Annotated in this window: 14 protein-coding genes; 10 read left to right on the top strand and 4 right to left on the bottom strand. The window is 43.8% G+C overall.

Going from position 1 to position 18246, the window contains the following annotated elements; genetic code table 11:
* Window positions 1-82: 82 nt before the first annotated feature.
* The 3 genes from DUN60_RS04550 (at window position 83) to DUN60_RS04540 (ending at window position 3308) form a co-directional block, all read left to right on the top strand.
* Complete coding sequence (locus tag DUN60_RS04550) at window positions 83-2026, top strand: ATP-binding protein (protein WP_114633284.1); 1944 nt, start codon at window positions 83-85, stop codon at window positions 2024-2026.
* The gene (locus DUN60_RS04545; protein WP_114633283.1) at window positions 2019-2516 is read left to right on the top strand and encodes a response regulator; all 498 of its coding nucleotides are present in this window, start codon (window positions 2019-2021) and stop codon (window positions 2514-2516) included. The genes DUN60_RS04550 and DUN60_RS04545 overlap by 8 nt, the downstream gene beginning before the upstream one ends.
* A gap of 249 nt (window positions 2517-2765) precedes the next feature.
* Complete coding sequence (locus tag DUN60_RS04540; protein WP_114634297.1) at window positions 2766-3308, top strand: hypothetical protein; 543 nt, start codon at window positions 2766-2768, stop codon at window positions 3306-3308.
* Window positions 3309-3468: 160 nt separating this feature from the next.
* Here the strand turns inward: DUN60_RS04540 and DUN60_RS04535 are convergent, their stop codons facing one another.
* A complete protein-coding gene (locus tag DUN60_RS04535) occupies window positions 3469-4050 on the bottom strand; it encodes a TfoX/Sxy family DNA transformation protein (RefSeq protein ID WP_004734691.1) in 582 nt (193 codons plus the stop codon).
* Between the two features lie 357 nt (window positions 4051-4407).
* On the opposite strand from DUN60_RS04535, the gene DUN60_RS04530 reads away from it, so the two are divergent.
* From DUN60_RS04530 to DUN60_RS04510, 5 genes are all read left to right on the top strand, one after another.
* Window positions 4408-5328 (top strand): HDOD domain-containing protein, encoded by a 921-nt coding sequence (locus DUN60_RS04530; protein WP_004734690.1) that lies wholly within the window; start codon window positions 4408-4410, stop codon window positions 5326-5328.
* Window positions 5329-5382: 54 nt separating this feature from the next.
* Window positions 5383-6288, top strand: a complete 906-nt coding sequence (locus DUN60_RS04525; RefSeq protein ID WP_114633282.1) for a LysO family transporter — start codon at window positions 5383-5385, stop codon at window positions 6286-6288.
* 174 nt (window positions 6289-6462) lie between these two features.
* The gene (locus tag DUN60_RS04520; RefSeq protein WP_004734688.1) at window positions 6463-6990 is read left to right on the top strand and encodes a hypothetical protein; all 528 of its coding nucleotides are present in this window, start codon (window positions 6463-6465) and stop codon (window positions 6988-6990) included.
* Between the two features lie 119 nt (window positions 6991-7109).
* Window positions 7110-8753 (top strand): pyridoxal-dependent aspartate 1-decarboxylase PanP, encoded by a 1644-nt coding sequence (panP, locus tag DUN60_RS04515; protein ID WP_114633281.1) that lies wholly within the window; start codon window positions 7110-7112, stop codon window positions 8751-8753.
* A gap of 359 nt (window positions 8754-9112) precedes the next feature.
* Window positions 9113-9967 (top strand): MurR/RpiR family transcriptional regulator, encoded by an 855-nt coding sequence (locus tag DUN60_RS04510; protein ID WP_004734686.1) that lies wholly within the window; start codon window positions 9113-9115, stop codon window positions 9965-9967.
* A gap of 108 nt (window positions 9968-10075) precedes the next feature.
* Here DUN60_RS04510 and DUN60_RS04505 read toward each other — a convergent pair whose 3' ends face one another.
* Window positions 10076-11368: an iron-containing alcohol dehydrogenase gene (locus DUN60_RS04505; RefSeq protein ID WP_114633280.1), complete on the bottom strand. Its 1293-nt coding sequence runs from the start codon at window positions 11366-11368 to the stop codon at window positions 10076-10078.
* A 526-nt stretch (window positions 11369-11894) separates the two neighbouring features.
* On the opposite strand from DUN60_RS04505, the gene DUN60_RS04500 reads away from it, so the two are divergent.
* Complete coding sequence (locus DUN60_RS04500; RefSeq protein WP_009847069.1) at window positions 11895-12158, top strand: GrxA family glutaredoxin; 264 nt, start codon at window positions 11895-11897, stop codon at window positions 12156-12158.
* A 250-nt stretch (window positions 12159-12408) separates the two neighbouring features.
* Complete coding sequence (locus tag DUN60_RS04495) at window positions 12409-14091, top strand: aspartate:alanine antiporter (protein ID WP_017077841.1); 1683 nt, start codon at window positions 12409-12411, stop codon at window positions 14089-14091.
* 423 nt (window positions 14092-14514) lie between these two features.
* On the opposite strand, the gene fabV is transcribed toward DUN60_RS04495, so the two are convergent.
* A complete protein-coding gene (fabV, locus tag DUN60_RS04485; RefSeq protein ID WP_004734683.1) occupies window positions 14515-15717 on the bottom strand; it encodes an enoyl-ACP reductase FabV in 1203 nt (400 codons plus the stop codon).
* A gap of 210 nt (window positions 15718-15927) precedes the next feature.
* Window positions 15928-18210 carry an acyl-CoA dehydrogenase gene (locus DUN60_RS04480; RefSeq protein WP_004734682.1) on the bottom strand — a complete coding sequence of 761 codons (2283 nt, stop codon included), beginning with the start codon at window positions 18208-18210 and terminating at the stop codon, window positions 15928-15930.
* Window positions 18211-18246: the final 36 nt, after the last annotated feature.

Raw genomic sequence — 18246 nt, 5'->3', positions numbered from 1 at the left:
CTCAATAAATTAACGGCTAGCTCTCATCCTTATTCAGCGGTTCTTGCTAGGCTAGAGACGTCGCTACTATTAAGGTTGAGCTGTGAATCAATACGCTGTTATCTGTTTGGACAATAATCCGGTTAGCATTGAAAGAATACGTTCGGAGCTGGCTCCGTTAGCTTCTGTATTCGATATTTATACTGCCGAGAACATAGAAGACGCGCATCACGCATTAGAAGATATCCATGATCACCACCAAACCGTTGCTTTAGTGATCACTCATCATCATTCTGGATTTAATGGTGTGCAATTTCTTATTGAACTGGAACAGCTGCCCCATAGTAATACCGCAAGAACGATATTAGTCAGCGCTTCGTCAGACATTCAATCCATTCTGACCGCGGTGAATGAAGGCCGGCTCAATCACTGCCTAACCAAACCCGTTCAAGATCAAGTTCTATTCAAATCGGCGCAAAAAGAACTGACCTCTTTTGTTATCCAATACGACTCCGAAAACCTGTTATCTTATAGTGATGCGTTGGATCAACAGCGCTTATTCAGAGCGCACATCGAGCAAAAGATTCATTCTTTTCAATCGGGGTTCATTCACGACTACCACCAGCTTTCTGACAATGCCCTTGCGGAGCGTGTCGTCAGTGCATTACAAGATGTATTTTCAAAAGATGACAAAACCAAGGCCATTCGAGACTACTCACCCGAACATCTCCTCACTGTAGAAGGTGAAGACAATCGCTTTTTATGGCTGATCATTGAGGGTGAAGCCGCTCTCTATAAAAAAGATGAGTTGGGGCAACAACGGGAAGTGGTACGACACTCTAAGGGCAACATTGTCGGCGGGATGTCATTTGTGACGGGTGAACCTTCATTCTCAACCGCGATAACCCTAACGCAAACACGAGTCATCAAGCTGGATAAAGATAGCTTTGCTCAAGTGATGCACTCAAACAATACCCTGCTGCCGTTATTCACCAACCTATTGCTCCGTCACTTTAACCGACGCTTACAAAGAAGCATCACCAATAAGATCAAGCTGCAGCAAACGCTCGAATCACTGGAATCTGCACATCAACAATTGATCGAGAAAGAGAAGATGGCGATGCTCGGGCAACTTGTCGCGGGCGTTGCTCATGAGTTGAACAACCCTATTGCCGCGATCTTACGAAGTATTGAAACCTTGTCTGAACATCTCGACCAGATACTCGAAAACTCGTCACTCCCAGAATCGAATAAAGGGACTGACGTGCTGGCGCATTCAAAGTTAGCCAAGCCACTATCAACGGCTCAAGAAAGACAACTCGTAAAGCACCTCACCTCTACTATCGATGATCGTGCGCTAGCCAAAAAAGCCGTGAGACTAAACCTAAGCCAAGACTCGGCGGTTCTAGACACCTTGAAATACTCCCCTGTCGCAGGCAAAGAGCTGCTCAATGACTTAGAGCATTACCACTATGTTGGAAACTCTATTCGCTCAATTCAAGTATGCAGCAAGCGTATTGCCGATATGGTTAAAAGCCTAAAAAGCTATGCCCGAGAAGATGAAGAGGTTCGCCACTACGCAGACATTCACGAAGGGCTTGAAGATACCTTAGTGATCTTTGAAAACAGACTCAAACATCACCAACTCGAAAAACATTACGACACCGAATTACCGCCTTTATTGTGCCAATCGCTCTCGCTACAACAAGTATGGACGAACCTGATCTCTAACGCACTCGATGCCCTTTCTGAACGAGGAAAAGTGTCAATCACTACCTCTCAACAGACGCAAGGTGACGACACATTTCTTGTAGTGGAAATCTCCGACACCGGCCATGGCATTGCGAAAGAAGACATCAGCACCATTTTCAACCCAAATTTCACGACCAAAAAAGAAGGCAATTTTGGTTTAGGAATTGGTTTATCTATTTCTCAACAAATCGTTTCGGCTCATCAAGGGTTTATTTTGGTGGAGTCTGAGGTAGGCAGCCATACACACATGCAAGTGTGGCTTCCATTCAAACAAGAAGGAGCACCTCATGAATAAGTACCTAATTTTATGTGTCGATGATGAGCCAGAAGTCCTCAACAGTGTCCTTCAAGACTTAGCACCATTTGAAGAAAACTTTATTGTTGAAGGCGCCGAATCGGTCGATGAAGCCAAGCAGGTAATCAAAGAAATGGGACAAGATGGCATTAAACTCGCCTTAATCTTGTGCGACCACATCATGCCTGACAAAACCGGTATCGACTTTCTCATAGAGCTCAATCAGAACGATTACACTAAGCCGACACGCAAACTACTGCTCACAGGTCAAGCAGGCCTGGAAGATACGGTGACCGCGATTAACAACGCTGCGCTTGATTTCTATATTTCTAAGCCTTGGCAAGGTGATCAACTCAGAGACACGATTACTCAACAACTGACCGACTATGTCATTGCAAACGACAAACAATTGCTAAACTGGACTTCCATTTTAGATACCGAGCGCATCCTCACGTCAATGGCAAACAAGCGAACAAGCTTTGGTGAATAACCTAATGCATTGTGAATCGACCTTAAGTTTTGGTGAATCGACCTTAAATTTTGGTGAATAGTCCCATAAACATGGGATCTCAGTTGCAGAGCAGCGCCTAAATTGTATATTTTTTAGCTAAATGGCAAAGGATTGGCATTTTTATGGATTACTTTTCCACGAGTTAGATTAAACTGTCTTAATGTTTATGGTTTGCCTGATTTTTCTCAAGCCAAAGGAATTAACACTAAATAAAGGTTTATGGTCGTTATGCGCAAAATTCTACTTACTACCGCTATGCTATTGGCTTCTAGCCAAGCACTAGCTGTTGATGAACAACCACAAGTAATGAGCAACTTTAACTACGATTACTTTGAAGCACGTATCGGTGCTAGCCCAGTAACATTTGGTGGCGCGTTCAGTAAGTCAATTCACCCGAATGCTCACGCTATAGCACGTATCGATTCAGAATTTGAAGGCGATTACGACTCAGCTGTAGGTCTTGGTTTCCACGCTCCATTAAACAACTGGGCAGACCTAACAGGTGAAATGCTAGCTCGTATCGTTCAGCCTGAAAACTCAAGCTCTACTGATATCGGTATGGAAATCAACGTTGGTGTTCGCCAATGGCTTGGTCCACAACTAGAAGTTGGTGGTAAAGGTGGTTACGTTTCTATCGATGACAAAGATGATTGGACGGGTTCTGTTTACGCGCGTTTCCACTCTACAGAGCTTTTCTCTTTAGGTGCTGAAGCTCGTATTAACGACTTCTACGGTGACCAGCTAATGTTCACGGCTCGTTTCAAGTACTAATACTTAACGCTCAAGCCCTAACAAATAAGCTCTCCATGAGCACTTAGCCTTTTGATACTTAGTCTTTTAAGAAATCCGGCTAGACAGAAACAAAAAAACCGAGGACATTCCTCGGTTTTTATTTATTAGTAATAATCTTAAGCATATAAGGCAAACTTCTTTAGTGGCAGCCCTTTAATAATTGCTGCTTGCGTGGCTCTTGTAATAGTTTCCAGTGAATACCATCAATTGCACCCGCAAATTTCCAAAGTAGTTTTAGGTCAACATCGTTTCCGTACGCTTTGCGAACCTTATTAAACACTTCAGGCGCGCCCAACTGCATAAACATTGAAACATCGTCCACACCCGCCTTTTTAACCATGCGCTCTAACGTAAGTTGCATGTTTGGTAGATCTCTCAATCGACGGCTAGCGGATGATTTCTTAAAGCTACGTTGCTGAATTGAATTATCGATTGAAGTACGAATAATACTATCCAATTCAGGATGTTCGCAGGTAAACAGGTCAGTAATATCGTAATAATTTACGGTAGCTGTTGTCTGTTTTTTTACATGACGATACTTTTCACAGTCAAGATCCGTCAGTTTTTTATCTAATGACTTTCCACCTCTGATGAATAAACAACCTTCACTCAATAAAGCGAACATAGCGTCATTTTGAAAGAGGCCGATACCTCCAAACATAGAACGTTTTTGATGCTCACCAAATTGATTCACGTAATTAATAAATGCTGTCTCGGTCATATCCGTTGATCCTTAATCAAATTACCCCGATTAGGTTCATTACCAGACAAGCAGCTTTTTATGCGAAAAATTTTTAATCTATTTTTTATTCTTTAGGTGAATATTATGATTTCGTTTTCCACCTTTAAATAAATGATACTTCGAAAAGAAAAATAAGTCTGGGCTTAGTTCACATCAATCAATTGAGTATTATGATTTTTCATGATTGATATCACAGTAAACTATCAAACAATGCTTAAATTTCGACACCCAGTGATACACCCGTTCAAATTATTCAAGGTTATGTCGTCGGATGAGTATTGCTTCACAGCATCGCGGCTTGTAAAATGGCAGAACATACATGTTGTTACTTTTTTTATGAATCATTTATCGTTTTTCTGGCTACCACAAAATAAGGCTCTTCTCTTAAAGGGTCTAGAATCAGAGTTTGCCCAACTTGTTGGCCATTCTATTTCAGCGGGAAAAATAACACTTCCTCCTATCCCTAACGTTGTACTGAAAATTCAAAAGCTTTGCACCCTCGAATCAACCGGGATTGCCGAAGTTGCCGAATGCTTACTTGAAGACCCAGGCCTCACTGCTGTCGTCATTCGAGTGGCTAACTCTGTCGTATTCAACAGACGCAACATTACTTGTGTCGATATGATGACGGCTGTGTCGCGCCTTGGCATATTAAGAGTGCGTGACATCGTTACGGCTCAGGCTATTGAACAACTCAAGCATTCAGTCAACCTGAGCAAAGAGTGTAATGAGTTACTGGTTCAGAGCGCTTCTGTCTCCAAAGAACTCGGCGCCACTATGGTACTGGTGACCAACGGCTTCAAAGAGCTATCCCCTATCGAATACCGCTACCTTGAACATGAGAAGTCACTGCTTGTTGGGTTACTGGCTGACATTGGTTTGTTCTGTTTAGTGAGTGAATACCACCTCTACCTCGAAAATGGCAATTACCTAGACCACGATATCGCTCTACAAATATTCCAAGGCCAATGTTCTGCAACCAGTAAACTGGTACTTAATCGTTGGGGCTTCGACAGCGACTTTATTGATGTGTGCAGTAATACCATTAATAGCCACGAAGAACGCGAAGTGTCTTACTTGGATATTGCTCGAATCGCTAATCACCTGCTGATGTTCAGAAACAAGGATGAGAACATCGATGATCACGAAGTTGAACTTAACGTGACAGGTGCAGAGGTGCTTTATAAATTAAGCAACTTGAGCAAACATGATTTTAATGCAAAGCTAAGCGACGTGATCAATACTAGTGGCTTCTAAGTTACTGTTAAGTGACAAGTAAATGTAATATGAAGTAAATGCAATGGGGAAAGCATGTTTACAGGGATGATCTTTATATTTGCACCACTCGTCGTGGGGTATCTTTTTTCTATTTCGAACGAGCAGACGCTAGAATTTATCAACCGCTCGACATCGCGGTTGATCTACGTGATTCTCGCATTAATGGGGCTAAGCTTAGCCGCCCTCGATAACCTAGGCAGCAATCTGCAGACAATCCTTCTTTACACCGTCACTTTCTTTGTCTGCTTAAGTGTTTGTAACCTAATGGCGCTGCCCGCTATTGATAAGTTACTACCACTCAAAACCGACAGCAGCAAAAAGAAGCTTCCCCTCTCTTCGATGGCGATGGAGTCTGCCAAACTGATCCTAGTTGTGGGTTCAGGCCTTATCGCTGGCTTAGTGCTCCCTATTGGCCTTGATTGGGTTGATACCGCCAGTGAGTGGATTTTGTTTGTACTTCTCTTCTTTATTGGCATTCAACTGCGTAATAGCGGTTTAACACTTCGACAAATTTTGCTGAACAAACACGGCATGGTCATCGCAATCACGATTATCATCACCTCAATGCTAGGTGGCGTTATCGCGGCTTACATTCTGGATATCCCTCTGTTCAAAGCCTTGGCTATGTCTTCTGGATTTGGTTGGTATTCTCTGGCTGGTATCTTGATGGGTGACGCCTTTGGCCCTGTTTATGGCGGCGCTTCTTTCATGCTTGAGCTGTTAAGAGAGTTAGTTGCCTTAGTACTGATTCCAGTGCTGATTCGCAGCTATCCGTGTACCTCTATAGGCTATGCAGGTGCTACGGCGATGGACTTCACTCTACCTGTCATTCAAACAACAGGCGGTGTTCGATGTGTGCCTATCGCTATCGTCAGTGGCTTTATCCTAAGCTTGCTTGTCCCGATTTTGATGTTGTTCTTTGTATCTCTTGCTAACTAGATCGCAGGAATAGCGTTTGTTTTAGATTAGAATGCAACTCGAATACCCATGCCCAAGACACCGATACAGTTACCGAAATAAAAAGACACTAAGTGTCATTGCTCAACAAATAACGATCACGGTAACCTGTAACGACAAAGTTATAAAAAGAATAAACTTACAAAAGGAACCACTATGAAACGCCTTTGCGTCGCATTACTGCTAGCTTCAACTTCTACTTTCTCTTTTGCAGCAGATTCAATGTCTGAAACAAACCAGTGCCAAGCAAAAAAATATGATGCGTACATCGACGCCTCTTTGAATTGGTATGCCGACCTTGCTGCATTAACGTCTGAACAATATCCAGAGCTAACAGAAGTCAGTGAGTGGTTCCTAGAAGGTCGTAAGCACCACTTTGAGCTTAATCGTGCTGCAGTAAACTACTACCTTGTGAACGACTCAAGCAAAGTGGCTACGGAACAACCTGTCGAAGGCTGGCTACAACTAGAGCAACACGACATTAAAACGCTATCAACACGTGATGATGAGCTAGGTAAAATCGCGAAAACAACGTTCGACGACCGCCAGTCAACGCCTCATGCTCAAAACTACGAGCTACGCTCTGCCTTTGCAGAATTGCTTAGCCACCCTAAGCAAATCGATACGGCACTGCAACGCTACAATCAGTCAATTACTAAACTTGAAGCGATTAAGTGTAAATAACCCCTCATTTAATATGCTTTTTTGAGAAGTTGGATTTCATAATTAAGACGGGACATTGTTCCCGTTTTCGTTTAGATTGTCCCGCTCGCGTCAATATAAAAAACAATAAATCGCTTGCTATGGTTACGGAACAAAAAACAGCAGATGTTAGCTTCGACAGTCTTTTACGTATCTTCACGGTACCTGAAGGCCCAGATTCAACACTCACTCAAATTGAAGACAAACTTTCACGAAACCTTAATCAATTCTTACGTGAACACATTGTGGCTGAAGAAAAGCCGCTGCGTGAAATTGAGAAAGATTTTTCAAATGCTCATATCCCTGAGCAGCCTGAGTTTGTTTCTGAACATACTGAGCATCTCCTCGATTCTCTCGTGTCTCACTCGGTTCATACGTCTTCGCCAAGTTTTATTGGCCACATGACGTCTGCTCTGCCGTACTTTCTGATGCCGCTTTCTAAAATCATGATTGCGTTGAATCAGAATCTAGTAAAAATTGAGACCTCCAAAGCTTTCACGCCCCTAGAGCGTCAAGTTCTGGGTATGCTACATCGCTTGATCTACCAAGATGACGATCAGTTTTATTCACGCTGGATGCACAGTGCGAACCACTCTTTGGGTGCGTTTTGTTCTGGTGGTACCATCGCGAACATTACTGCGCTTTGGGTTGCGCGCAACAATGCGCTGAAGGCACAAGGCTCGTTCAAAGGGGTAGAAAAAGAAGGCTTATTTAAAGCCATGAAGCACTACGACTACGAAGGCCTAGCCATCTTAGTTTCTGAACGTGGTCACTACTCTCTGAAAAAAGCCGCAGATGTCCTTGGTATTGGTCAAGAAGGTCTAGTATCTGTTAAGACGGATAACGACAACCGCATTTGCACTGACGATCTAAGACTCAAGATCGAGCAACTTAAGCAGAACAAGATCAAACCTTTCGCCGTCATTGGTGTGGCTGGTACAACCGAAACTGGTAATATCGACCCGCTAAGAGACATTGCTGAGGTGTGTGCCGAAACAGATTGTCACTTCCACGTAGATGCAGCTTGGGGCGGTGCGACTCTGATGTCGAACAATCATCGTCACCTGCTTGATGGCATCGAGCTAGCAGATTCAGTCACGATTGACGCACATAAACAGCTTTATATCCCTATGGGTGCGGGTATGGTGCTGTTTAAGAAACCAGATGCGATGACAGCGATCGAACATCATGCTCAATACATACTGCGTAAGGGTTCGAAAGACCTAGGTAGCCATACGTTAGAAGGCTCTCGTTCCGGTATGGCAATGCTTGTTTATGCGTCGATGCACATCATCAGCCGACCTGGCTACGAACTGCTAATCGACCAAAGCATCAACAAAGCGCGCTACTTTGCCGACCTGATTAAAAATCAAAGCGATTTCGAACTGGTTTCAGAGCCTGAGCTGTGCCTACTGACTTATCGCTACGTGCCTGAACCATTTAAAGCGGCGCTGCTTAAAGCTGACGCAACAAAACGCGTTGAACTGAATGAGCTACTGAATGAACTGACCAAGTTTATTCAAAAGAAGCAGCGTGAAACAGGCAAGTCTTTCGTATCGCGAACGCGCTTAAATCCCGAAGCATGGGCACATCAACCAATCATCGTTTTCCGCGTAGTGTTAGCAAATCCACTGACAGGTAATGATATTCTTTCTTCAGTGCTTGAAGAACAGCGTGAAATCTCTAAACTAGCACCAAACTTGATGGGCAAAATCAACAAACTGGTTACGCAAATCAACGCATAGTCATTCAATTTTAGTTGCATCAAATTGAAAATTTCTTTCTTTTTGATGTAACTAAGCTGTCAGTTCATACTCAATTTGCATTCTTTTTGCTCAAACTCTCTTCCAATTCTGTAGTTTTCTAAAATTTTGTTGAGGTTTGTCATATTCTTAAGCATTCATGCCGTGTTTTTGTATTAGTAAATAGTATGTTGGGTTTATACTGACTCTATGGTGCTAGTTAGCTTGATATCTATATGATGCAGCAGTATTTACAATACCGAATATAACTTTGGCTTTGTGCTTACTGATATTTGCTTCAGCCATACCCCCTGGTAAAAGATATTAACTAGCAAGTTGTTCTCTATACCCTTGTGAACACTATGAATACATTAGAAAAAATACAAAAAAACCTGGAAAATTTCAGCAAGTCTGAGCGTAAGGTAGCCGAAGTAATCATGGCTTCCCCTCAAACTGCAATTCATTCTAGCATTGCTACCTTAGCTAAAATGGCTGACGTGAGTGAGCCTACAGTTAACCGCTTCTGTCGTCGTTTAGACACAAAGGGCTTTCCTGACTTCAAACTTCACCTAGCTCAAAGCTTGGCGAACGGTACACCTTACGTGAACCGTAATGTTGAAGAAGATGATGGTCCAGATGCTTACACGCATAAGATTTTCGAATCAACTATGGCTTGTCTAGACGTAGCTAAAAACAGTCTAGACGCGATGCAAGTTAACCGTGCGGTTGACCTGCTGACTCAAGCAAAACGCATTTCATTCTTCGGACTGGGTGCCTCTTCTGCTGTAGCCAAAGATGCTCAAAACAAGTTCATTCGTTTCAATATCCCAATCACTTGTTTCGAAGACATCGTGATGCAACGCATGAGCTGCATTAACTGCAGTGACAACGACGTTATTGTTCTGATCTCTCACACTGGCCGCACAAAAAGCCAAGTTGAGATTGCGAACTTAGCTCGCGAGAACGGCGCAACAGTTATCGCTATCACAGCGAAAGACTCTCCATTAGATAAAGCGAGCTCGCTGTCTATCTCATTGGATGTACCGGAAGACACTGACGTTTACATGCCAATGGCAAGTCGCGTTGTTCAGATGACGGTTATTGATGTGCTAGCAACAGGCTTTACACTTCGTCGTGGTTCTGGTTTCAGAGAGAACCTAAAGCGAGTGAAAGAGTCACTTCGTGATTCGCGTTACGAGAAGTATTCTCAGTTTTAATCTGTTAAGGCATGAACTGAGAACAAGTTGAATTAAAAAACGGAGCCTAGTGCTCCGTTTTTATTTATCTGTTTATAATGGTTTATGCCGTGAACTGTTCGAAGACCGTTAGATCGTCCAGCTATTGCCTTTCTCTACAACATTATTCTCAGACGCATAAGAGTTAATAATGGTAAAACTCGACTCGGCAGCCTGTTCTTGCACAACTTGATTCATTGAAGCTTCCTCATGCTCCCCCTCTCCACAACTGCACTCCTCGCAAACCTGCTTCAGAATATGTACAAGCCTCTCTTGATTCAACGGTAAAGGGTTTCCTTTAATCGCCACTGATTTGAGCGCATCGGCAGACACCTCATCAAACTGAGCTTCGCAGACACCAAATTCAAGTAAGCTTGGTAGCTTGAGTGTATCCAACACTTCAGATAACCAAGCAATCGCCTCTTCTTCTTTTGCTTCTACGTTACCCGTCACTATCTGAGCGATTCGCTGATAACGCGCTAATATGTCGTTTCTTTGCTGCTCTTTCGCTACGGCTATGTTTTCTAACATCACAAATGGTGCCAAGCGCGCTGTAATCACACTGTGCGGCGCAGAAATTTTACCTCCTAACGCAGAAGCTAACCCGTGCGCAGCGCCGAGCTTAGCATTGGTTATCGCCATTCCTCCGAGCATAGAAGCGAAGGCAAGATCAGAACGCGCTTGAGGTTCATCATAGATACACGCCTGAATGACAGAACGACTCAGCTTACGCAACCCTTCTTCACAAATCATATCGGTTAACGGATTCGGTTCACCACACACATAGGCTTCCATTAAATGGGTAAATGCGTCCATAGCGCCGCGGCCAGATAAATACGGATTAGTGCCATGGGTTAATGCTGGGTCAACAATCGCGACGTCAGCTAGCATGTCTGGGCTTCTAAGGCTTATCTTGACTTGGTCTTGGCCTGATTTAAGTACCGCATTTTTAGTAACCTCAGCGCCAGTACTCGCTGTGGTTGGAATAGCGATAAACGGCAGTGGTTTGGTTTTAAGAGGAACATTACGCCCAACCACTTCAACATAGTCGTATAAATTACCTTGATTAGGTAAAACCGCAGCTAACGCTTTTCCCATATCAATGGCACTGCCACCACCCATTGCCACCACCATATCAGGTTTAAATCGCCGAGCAGACGTGGCAGCCTCTTCAACCATTTTGATATTGGGTTCACCGGAAACGGCAATGTGCTGGTAACGCATACTCTGCGCATCTAGATAATCAGTAACAAGTGAGGTGCGTTCTAATGTATTACCAGTAACCAATAACACGCTGTAGCCGTATTGATTAAAGAGAGACAATGAAGCGGGAAGTGCCCCATCACCAAAGATGATCTTTGTAGATGTCATAAATTGAAACATGGAGCCTCCTGCGCCTATGACTAAACAAAACTACGAACTCTTGGTTTTTTGAAATTCTTGTTTTTTAGCATTTAATCTTCGGAATACAACCTTCGAAATGTAACCTTTGTACTTACAACACAATGCCTGCATCTTAAATACAAGCAGACTAAAATGGGTTACATCAGGCAGCTTACCGAATATGGTTCTATACCCAATGATAAGATGCCTCGTTCTGTGTTTGATTTTTTTGACGAGGTGCAACTTGTCACACTAAAGATGGATTAAAGTCGCAATCTTAGGGGTAATTCACATTCTAATATTAAGGGTACTTAACAATGGTAGAGGCCAGTGAACGCGACCCTGCCTTTTTATGATTAATATTTGCGCTGATAGGCAAAACCTATCGTATTAAGAGGCAATTCCATCTTTATTTCCCCATGGCATTGAGGCATAGTTGGTTTTAAGAAATTTTGAGTGGCATTCATTAAAGAATAGTTAACATAATTGAGTTAACGAGCCTCATCCCGTATTTAGGAGAAATTAAATGTTTGTAGTTATTTTTGGTCGCCCTGCTTGCCCATTCTGTGTTCGTGCAAAAGAGCATGCTGAAACTCTTAAAGCTAAACGTGATGACTTCAACTACCGTTACGTTGACATCCACGCTGAAGGCATCAGCAAAGCTGACCTAGAGAAGACTGTTGGTAAGCCTGTAGACACAGTGCCACAAATCTTCATCGACCAAGACCACATCGGCGGCTGCACAGAATTTGAAGCATACGCAAAAGAAAACCTAGGTCTTTTCGACTAAGCTAGGATTTCTCATACGAGAATCGAGGCTACGGCCTTAAACAGCTGACTAATTTACGCGTTAGACTGTACGATTTATATCAAGCCCGCTCACTGTAGCGGGCTTTTTTTATGACCAGTTTTCGTACGGAATAATAATAAAGTCAAAATCAAGTAAAATAGCAAAATATCGCTTATATTTTATTTATATTTAGATACAATTCACCTCTCAAACTTACCCTGTGTTTCACGCCAATTATTGAGCGACCACTGTGAATATCGACGTTGTTTTTCTGTTAGAACAAAACCCCATTCTCCTCATCTTTGTTGTTTTATCGATTGGATTAGCCATTGGTAAAATTCGTTTCGGTAGCCTCCAACTTGGCAATTCAATCGGTGTTCTGATTACTTCCCTTATCATGGGACATCTTGGTTTTTCATTTAACGCTGATGCGCTCACGATTGGCTTCATGCTTTTCATCTACTGTGTGGGTATTGAAGCTGGACCAAACTTCTTCGGTATCTTCTTCAGAGACGGTAAGCATTATCTCATTCTGAGCCTTGTGGTTCTCTCTACTGCAATTGCTTTAACGTATTTCAGTAGCCACTACCTTGGGTTAGGCTTTGGTTTATCCGCAGGCATGATGGCGGGGGCCTTAACAGCAACGCCTATATTAGTAGGTGCTCAAGATGCTCTGAATTCTGGGCTTGCAGAATTACCAAGAAACATGGATATAGGCCTGATCATCGAGAACCTATCAGTTGGTTATGCGATGGCTTATTTAGTTGGCTTAATCAGTATGATTATGTTTGCTCGCCTTATTCCAAAGCTTCAGAAAGTTAACCTACACGATTCAGCTGAGCAAATCGCCCAAGAGCGTGGCTTAGGTGCTTCAGGGCAACGTAAGGTTTACCTTCCAATCATACGAGCTTACCGCGTAGGACAAGAGCTTATATCTTGGACAGACGGTAAGAACCTTCGTGAACTGGGTATTTATCGCCAAACGGGCTGTTACATCGAACGTATTCGCCGTAATGGTATTCTTGCCCACCCAGATGGCGACGCGATCCTGCAAGAGGGTGATGAGATCGCATTGGTAGGCTTCCCTGATAGCCACGCGCGTCTCGACCCGAGCTTCCGTAATGGTAAAGAGGTTTTCGACCGTAACCTTCTCGACCTTCGTATCGTTGAAGAAGAGATCGTCGTTAAGAGTGACAGCATCGCAGGTAAGCGCCTGTCAGACTTAAACCTGTCTGAATACGGCTGTTTCCTTAACCGCGTAGTACGTGCTCAGATTGAAATGCCGATGGACTTAAACATCGTGCTTTCTAAAGGTGATGTACTGCAGGTCAGTGGTGAAAAGAGTCGTGTTCACGGCCTAGCTGAGAAAATTGGTTTCATCTCAATCCACAGCCAAATGGCGGATTTGATGGCCTTCTGTAGCTTCTTCATTCTGGGTATTTTGTTTGGTTTGATTACCATGACATTTGGTCAGGTGTCATTTGGCTTAGGTAATGCGGTTGGCCTGCTTTTATCCGGCATCATGCTTGGCTTCTTAAGAGCAAACCACCCTACTTTCGGTTATGTGCCTCAGGGAGCATTGAACATGGTCAAAGACTTGGGTTTGATGTTCTTTATGGTCGGTATCGGCTTGAGTGCCGGTGGTAAGATGTTTGAACACTTAACGCAAGTAGGCCCTCAGGTCATCGGTATTGCTCTAGTAGTAAGTGTGCTACCGGTATTCTTCGCTTACTTGGTGGGTGCTTACGTATTGAAGATGAACCGAGCTCTACTATTTGGAGCCATCATTGGCGCGCGAACCTGTGCTCCGGCGATGGACATCGTAAATGACCACGCTCGCTCAACTATCCCTGCTCTGGGTTACGCGGGTACGTACGCGATAGCCAATATATTGATGACCTTAGCAGGTACTTTCATCATCATAATTAGCTAGCGTCTACTGCTTTGAAAGCAGTCCAGCTTAGATATTTCAAATGCACTAATTCATCTTTGGATTAGTGCATTTTTTATTACTTGTTCTCAGCTTTCATTGCATCCAAAGTCTGATCTTAGAGCTTTTACATCCCGCTATTCGTATCTGCTCTTTAAATCTCTTCGCATCCCGCAACTTGAATCCCGCATCCGCTCTTAAATCTTTTCGCATCTCGCCACTCGTATCCCGCATCTGCTCTTAACTTCTCTTCGCATCTCGCCACTCGAATCCCACATCCGCTCTTAAATCTTTTCGCATCTCGCCACTCGTATCCCGCATCTGCTTTTATTTTTCCATGTCTGCTTTTAATCTCTTTCCTCAAACGACAGACAAAAAAATAGGCGCTCAATGAGCGCCTATTTCGTTTTAATTCGATTGTTTGAATTAGATATCAGCTACATCAAATTCAACAGCAGTATCAACGTCAGCTTCGTAATCAACGCCTTCAACACCAAAACCGAACAGCTTCAAGAACTCTTCTTTGTACTCAACGTAGTCAGTCAGTTCTTTCAGGTTTTCAGTTGTGATTTGAGGCCATAGGTTACGACAATGCTCTTGAATGTCGTCACGAAGTTCTAAGTCATCTAGACGTAGACGGTTCACTTCATCAACTTCTGCTGCGCTGCCATCTGCTTTGTATAGACGCTGGCTGAACATACGGAAGATCTGTTCCATACAACCTTCGTGAATACCTTCTTCACGCATCTTCTTGAATACCATAGCGATGTAAAGAGGCATAACAGGAATCGCAGAGCTTGCTTGAGTCACAACAGACTTAAGAACAGCAACGTTTGCAGTACCGCCAGTTTGGCCTAGTTTTTCGTTTAGCGCTGATGCTGCACGATCTAGATCCATCTTAGCTTTACCTAGCGCGCCATCCCAGTAGATTGGCCACGTTAGCTCAGTACCGATGTAGCTGTAAGCAACAGTCTTACAACCGTCAGCCAGAACACCCGCTTCAGAAAGTGCGTTGATCCAAAGTTCCCAATCTTCACCGCCCATTACAGTAACAGTGTCTTTGATCTCTTCTTCAGTAGCAGGCTCAACGCTTGCTTCGATGATCGCATCTTTGTTTGTATCTACCGCTGTAGATGTGTACGTTTCGCCGATAGGCTTAAGAGCTGAACGAATTACTTCGCCAGTCTCTGGCATTTTACGCACTGGAGACGCCAGTGAGTACACAACCATATCGATCTGACCTAGGTCTTCTTTGATCAGATCAATTGTTTTCTGTTTCGCTTCGTTAGAGAAAGCATCGCCGTTAAGGCTTTTTGAATACAGGCCTTCTTCTTTAGCTAACTTGTCGAACGCTGCTGAGTTGTAAAAGCCAGCTGTGCCCGGCTTTTTCTCAGTACCGGCTTTCTCGAAGAAAACACCGATAGTTGAAGCGCCGCCACCAAATGCAGCCGCAATACGTGAAGACAAGCCGTAGCCACTTGAAGAGCCAACAACGAGTACACGTTTAGGTGCGTTTGCGATTGGGCCTTGAGCTTTTGTGTAAGCAATTTGTTCTTTTACATTAGCTTCACAACCGACTGGATGTGTTGTAGTACAGATGAATCCGCGAATTCGAGGTTTGATGATCATATTCAACTTCCTTAAAAAATCAGGGTAAGGATAAAAGTTTCGTACGCAAATGGCATCTAATTTCTGTAAAAATGTGGTGAAAATGCAAGTGGTTGGAGCACTCAGCGGATATTTGCTGACTAAGTCACCATTTGTTAACGCATCTATTGCGACTTCTACGACAAAAACAAAAAAAGGCACCTTATTAGGTGCCTTTTATCATTTCTTTATCTAAGCAACGCTATTTAGCTTAGGTTTTAACTCTTTTCGCGTCAAAGTTTCACTAAAGTCATGACTGAAGTGGTCAACTTGAATCGCTGTGTAGCGTAGTTTATCAGCAGCAACAATTTGGTCGACTTCTTCTTGTGTCAGAACATCAGCAGCAAGTGCTTGAGCCAGTTTATCTGCCAGCAAGCCTTTACGAGCCACTTTGCCCTCTTTCACTGCTTTGAAGATCTTACGCTCTAGAGGCTTGATGCTGTACATCGCATTGAAAGCGTTCTCCATAAGGCCAACACTATCATCCTCTTCCTTGCCGATGTAGCAAAGGTGAGTCAGACGTTCACGGTGTGCTCCCGGAGTCATCAAGCTTTCTGCTAGTTGAACTGTTAGGTTATCACTTGGTTTTTCGAAGTGGTTACCTACAGGGAAAACTAGTCCTTTCAGCACTTTCCCAACCATCTTGTTCGGGAAGTTTCTGTACGCTTCCTGCAGCGACTTAGCCGCATTATGGAAACAGTGTTGAACCGCGTAATGTACGTAATCTAGGTCAGCTTGTTGACGACCTTCGTCTTCATACTTCTTAAGCGCAGCAGACGCCATGTATAGGTAACTTAGACCATCACCCAAACGCGCAGAGATAAGCTCTTTACGTTTCAGTTCACCACCTAGCGTCAGCATTGCGAAATCCGCACTGACTGCAAGCGCACGGCTCAAACGAGTCAAATCTTGGTAGTAAGGCTTCGTTGGACCGCTCATGTCAGCTTTAATGAACTTAGAGCCAGTCAGTGCTGCACCAAAAGCGCCAAACGTGTTTTTAGTTGCGTGTGAGATGTGCTTGAACAACAAGCTATCAAAGTCTTTTGCACCTTGCTTCTCGTCTGGGTTCGCTGCCGCTTCCATTTCGCTCAATACGTATGGGTGACAGCGTGTCGCACCTTGACCGAAGATCATCAGATTACGAGTTAGGATGTTCGCACCTTCTACTGTGATAGCAACTGGAATACCTAGGTAAGGCGCAGCCAAGTAATTCATTGGGCCATCTTGAATTGCACGACCTGAATGGATATCCATTGAGTCATTCAGAATAGTACGTGCCATCTCTGTCATGTGATATTTCGCGATTGCCGTTACGATACCCGGCTTCTCTTTCATATCCAATGAAGTGGTTGTCAGTGTACGAGTCGCTTCTAATAGATACGTTAAGCCACCGATACGGCCTAAGCTCTCTGCAACACCTTCAAATTTACCAATCGACATACCGAACTGCTTACGAACATAAGCGTATGCGCCGGTCGTTTTAGCGGTTAGGTGCCCCATCGCCGTGCCAAGTGCTGGTAATGAGATACCACGACCTGCAGACAGACATTCCACCAGCATACGCCAGCCTTTACCTGCGTAATCTGCGCCACCGATTAACCATTCCATAGGAATAAATACATCGTGACCGCGTGTTGGACCATTCATAAACGCAAGACCAAGTGGATCATGGCGCTCACCAATCACAACACCTTCGTGGTCTGCTGGGATAAGCGCACACGTGATACCAATGTCTTCTTTGTCACCCAGTAGCTTTTCTGGATCGTGCAGTTTGAAAGCCAGACCAAGTACCGTTGCCACTGGTGCTAGCGTAATGTAACGCTTGTTCCAGTTAAGCTTGATGCCTAGTGTCTCTTTACCTTCGTGCATGCCCATACACACTGTACCGACATCAGGGATACCACCTGCATCAGAACCCGCTTCAGGGCCTGTTAATGCGAAACATGGGATATCTGTACCGTCAGCAAGACGTGGTAGCCAGTAGTCTTTTTGATCTTGAGTTCCGTAGTGAGACAGTAGCTCACCAGGGCCAAGAGAGTTTGGAACCATTACCGAAACCGCAGTACTAATACTACGCGTCGCAATCTTGGTTACGATGGTAGAGTTTGCGTGCGCTGAAAATTCACGACCGCCGTACCCTTTCGCGATAATTAGCGAGAAGAAACGCTCTTTGCGTAAAAAGTTCCAAACTTCCTCAGGAAGGTCTCGGTCTTCTTTCACAATTTTGTGGTCATCAAGCATAGCGAGTAATGTTTCAAGTTCATTATCCATGAACGATTGCTCTTCGGCTGTCAACTGAGGTTTTGGGTACTGGTGAAGCTTAGTGAAATCTGGTTTACCAGAAAACAGCTCTCCGTCCCACCACACGCTACCCGCTTCCATCGCTTCTTTCTCGGTGCTAGATAGTGGTGGTAGTACTTTTTTAAAGAGTTTAAAAGCTGGGTCACTTACCCATTTTTGTCTTAGAGAGCTCATAGTTCAGATCCTTTTGTTCACTATATTGTTTGTGAA

Source organism: Vibrio splendidus (assembly GCF_003345295.1).
GTDB lineage: Bacteria > Pseudomonadota > Gammaproteobacteria > Enterobacterales > Vibrionaceae > Vibrio > Vibrio splendidus_K.
Note: the sequence above shows the minus strand (reverse complement) of the source record. Positions and strands in the feature narration are given on the sequence as shown.